Origin of the sequence: Streptomyces sp. MB09-02B (assembly GCF_033794485.1) — a bacterium.
In the GTDB taxonomy this organism is placed as follows: Bacteria; Actinomycetota; Actinomycetes; order Streptomycetales; family Streptomycetaceae; genus Streptomyces.
Map to the genome: position 1 here is coordinate 1 of NZ_JARGEE010000601.1, position 4228 is coordinate 4228.

Annotated in this window: 1 protein-coding gene; it reads right to left on the minus strand. The window is 71.0% G+C overall.

The window, feature by feature from the left end:
- Positions 1-52: 52 nt before the first annotated feature.
- Positions 53-4189, minus strand: coding sequence for an Ig-like domain-containing protein (locus tag P1P70_RS41470; protein ID WP_319247193.1), 4137 nt, complete (start codon positions 4187-4189; stop codon positions 53-55).
- Between the last annotated feature and the right edge of the window lie 39 nt (positions 4190-4228).

Genomic DNA, 4228 nt, shown 5'->3' on the forward strand with positions numbered 1-4228 from the left:
TTTTTTTTGGGGGGGTTAATTTTGTATAAGAGTCCGCGACGCGGTGGGGCGGTCACGACGCCTCCGTCACGGTGACCGTCGCCGTGGCGCGGTACGTCGTGCCCGCCACGGTCCCCCTCACCTCGAAGGTGCCGGGTTCGGCGTACCGGCCCGGTTCCACCGGGTCCCAGGTGACTTCGACGCGGCTGTCCCTGGAGCCGTCGTTGTAGGTGGCGACGACGGTCGGCGGGAGGGTGGGTGCCCGGCCGGCCCGCGTGGTGACGTGTTCCTCGGCGACGCTGGTGATCTCGACGGCGTCGGTCTGCCGTACCCACACGGTCGCGGTGACCGGGCGGGTCGCGAGGTCGGCGATCCCGGTGACCCGGACGCTGGTGCCTCCCACGGCGACCTGTTCCTCCGTCAGCGCGGGCCAGACGACGGGCGAGCGGGCCGTGGCACCGTCGGGGTACACCAGCGTCACCTCGTCGGGCAGCTCGGGGACCGTGCCGCGCGGTGTGGGGACGTGGACCTCGTGCACCGCCTCCGGCGTCTGCGCGTACACCTTCCACTCCTGGACGCCGAGGGCCAGGTTCGGGTGCCCGGTGAGCCGGGCACGCAGGGCCGTCGTCGTGACGGGGGTGAAGGTGGTCCGGTTGTAGCCGTCCTCGGCGGTGCCGTAGCCGCTGGGCGCGGCGACCTCGCGCCAGGTGTCACCGTCCCGGTACTCGATGACCCAGGACGCCGGAACTCCGACGCCGTCGGCCGCGCCGGGCTGGGCGTCGAGGAAGAAGTACAGGTCGGAGCCGTCCACGCGGACCGGGGCGTCCCAGGTGTACTGGACCCACTGGGTGCCCTTCTGCGGCCAGCTGCCCCAGCGCGGGGCGTCGGAGGAGGAGGTGGGTTCCCGGCCGTCGTTGATCGCGGCGACCGACTCCCAGCCGGAGGTGTAGGAGGCGGTGGGGGTCGCGGAGGGCGCCACGTTCACCTGCCCGCCGGACGGCCCCTCGGCTCTGACCACGACCTTCTTCGAGGAGTCCGACGCGCCGTCCGTGGCGGTGAGTTCGAGGGTGTAGGTGCCGGGCGCGGTGAAGCGGGCGACGGTCGTCGGCGCGCCCGGGTCCTCGAAGATGACGGTGCCACCGTCGGGCCCGTCCACCGCCTTCCACGCGGCGGACAGCTTCCCCTTCGGCAGACCGTCGTCCTCGACGACGCCGGTGAGCCGCACCTGGCCGGGACGGCTGTACGCGGTGTCCCGCCACGCCTCCACGTAGGGGGCCCGGTTGCGGGCCGCCGGGGGCCGGACGCCGGTGTGGAACGCCTGGATCTCCTTCAGCCCGCTGGTGTGCCCGTCCCGATGCCGCATCAGCACCCGCAGCTTCCGCGCGGTCACCTTCTCGAACGCCACCTGGTTGAGGTTGGCCCGGGGGTGGGCGGGTGTCCTGGCAGGACGGGTCACGTCCCGCCAGCGGCCCTCCCCGTCCTGGTACTGCACGGTGTAGAGCGCCGGCTCGGCGTACCCGCCCGGCCGCTTGTCGCTGTAGAAGTACAGCCGGACGTCGTCGACCGCGCGGGGCCGTCCGAAGTCGATCTCGTACCAGTCCTCGGCGTTCCCCGAGCCGCGTGCGCCCCAGTGGGGCTCGTTGACGGTGTACCCGTCGACGGCCCCGGCCGTGCCCCGCCCCTCGGCCTCGTGGGAGGCGCGGGTCCCGGCACCGGCGGCGAGGTTGTCCGTCGCCGTGCCGGTCAGGTCGCGCCCGGCCTTGGCGAAGAGGTCGGTGACGCGGTCCTTCCGGCCGTACTCGACGTCCTGTGGTGCCGCGACGGCCGTACGCAGCCCGGTGGTGCGGGCCTTGGCGCCGCCGCCGTCGGGGAAGGTGACCTTGCGGGTGGCGGGATCGTAGACGAGCCGGGTGAGGCGGTCGGCGGTGAGGGCGAGCCTGCCGTCGAGGTAGAGGGAGTAGCCCTCGGGGACCTGGCGGCCGTACGGCCGCTTCCCGTCGCCCGGTTCGTCCCAGAGAACCGCCACATCCGTACCCCGGTAGTTGATGTCCGTGACGGCGAAGTGGGGCCAGTCGACGTCGATCGGGGACAGCTCGATCTTCCGGTCGTCGCGGGGCCGGAAGCCCATCGCGTCCTCGATCACGGTCCAGTTGGTGGTGCCCAGGATGGTGTGGTGGATCCAGGAGCGGTAGCCGACCTTCTGCGGGTCCGCGCTGCCGTCGGCCCAGAACTCGTTCTGGTCGGGCCACCGGTTGTCGCCGTCGACGTAGTGGGCCCAGGCGTTCCAGGAGAGCAGTTTCTTGTACCAGGTGCGGTCGATGTACCGGTTGGGGTACTTCCGCAGCACCGAGGAGAGGAAGCGGAAGGTGACCGTGGAGTTGATGACGGAGAAGTTGTTGCTCCCCGGGTGCCCCTGCTCGGCCGCCTCCGCCTTGTCCGCCTGGTTGGCGGTGAAGAACGGGAACACCGGGTACTGCTCGGCGTCCGCCCAGAGCCGCAGCGCTTCGAGGTACTGGGGGTCCTCGTCCGGCGTGGGCATCAGGCCCACGCTGTACGGGTAGTAGTTGTTGATCTCCTTCCAGGGCACCAGGCTGTCGCTGGCCACGTGCCGGTGCTTGAGCAGCTTGTCCTGGGGGTCCCAGAGGTGTTCGAGGACGGCGTCCTTCACCCGCTTCGCGACGCCGCGCATCCGGTCGGACCCGGCCTCGTCACCGAGGACGTCGTACGCGCGGGCCGCCGCCGTCGCGTTGCTGTACACGTACGCCGACTCGGCGCGGTCCAGGTTCCCCGGTTTCCAGTCGAACGACACCGCGTCGGCGTCGTTGCCGGTCATCGCGCCCCAGTCGTACTCGATCAGCCCGTTGCCGTCGTGGTCGTAGGCCGCGAGCTGGCCCTCGACGTCCTTCTCCGCGTACCGGGCGAGGTTGCGCGGGATGCCGTCGGGGCCGCCGTGCACCTGGTAGGAGCGCCAGGCGGCCTCGGAGATGTACTGGGTGTAGCTGTTGGACCAGTTCTCCGGGTCGCCGGGGTTGTCGGAGTACTTCCCGTTCTTCGACACCTCGCCGGCCGACACCCAGGGCCCGTACGCGTAGCTCGGATCCCGCAGGTACTTGAGGTCGTCGACGAACATGCCGACGGTCAGCGCGATGGCGTTGTTGTAGCCGAGGACGCCCTCCATCGAGGTGGGGAACTGGTAGTCGTTGCCCGGGATGTCGGCGTCGAGGTAGTTGTACCGCAGCAGCCACCAGCGGTAGTAGAGCGTCTTCTCGATGTTGTCGTCCGGGAGGTCCATGAACGGCAGGTTCTCGGCCCACCAGCGGTTGTACGCCTGCACGTGCGCGCGGAAGGCAGCGCCCGGGGACGCGGTCCGCACGGCGTCGTACGCCGGCCGGGACGCGGTGATCTCCTCGGTGACGAAACCGAGTTGGACCTTGGTGGTGAGCGTGCGGCCGGCCGGGACGGTGACGGTACGGGTCAGGGTCTCGCCGTCGGGGGTGAAGCCGTCCCCGCTGAGCCGGGGGAAGACGGTGGTGAGGTTGTTCTTCGCGGGTACCGCGCCCTTGAGTTCGCGTCCCTCCGGGGTGCCGGTGTAAGGCGACGAGGCCCGCAGCGTGATCTCCCGGCTGCCGGACCCCGTGTGGGTGAGGGCCAGCCGTGTCACGGCGACATTGGCGTCGGTGATGAACTTGGTCTGGACGACCTTCAGCCCGGTCGCCTCATGGGTGAACTCGCCGCGCCAGTGACTCGGTGTCTGGACACGGGCGCCCACGTTCTCCCGGAGGGTGAGCCGCTCGCCCTCCACCACCAGGTCGACCGTGTACGCGGACCGGTTGTCGATGCTCTCCCAGTACGCGACCTGCCCGGCGAAGCCCAGTCGACCGGGGTCGTGCTCCTTCATGAACACCGCCCGGCCCCGGGTGAACAGCCAGTCCCCCGCCGGGTCGTCGCCCTTGCGGGCCAGCATCCGGTCCATCCAGAAGTCGGTGCCGTCCCCGGCTCGCCGGTCGGCGTCGTACTGGGCGCGCATCGTGCGGCGCACCGTGAAGCCGGCGGGCAACTCCGGTACGGGATCGGCGGATCCGGCGTAGACCGGGTACCCGATCGCCGAGTTGTCCGCCTCGGCCGGAACGGCGACGAGCGTGACGAGCAGCCCGGCGGCCAGCGCGCCGGCCAGGGTTCCGCGTCGACGCCGTCTTCGGGGTCCGGGCACGGCTACCTCCCTGATGCGGGGTCGGGGGCGGGAGCGGGG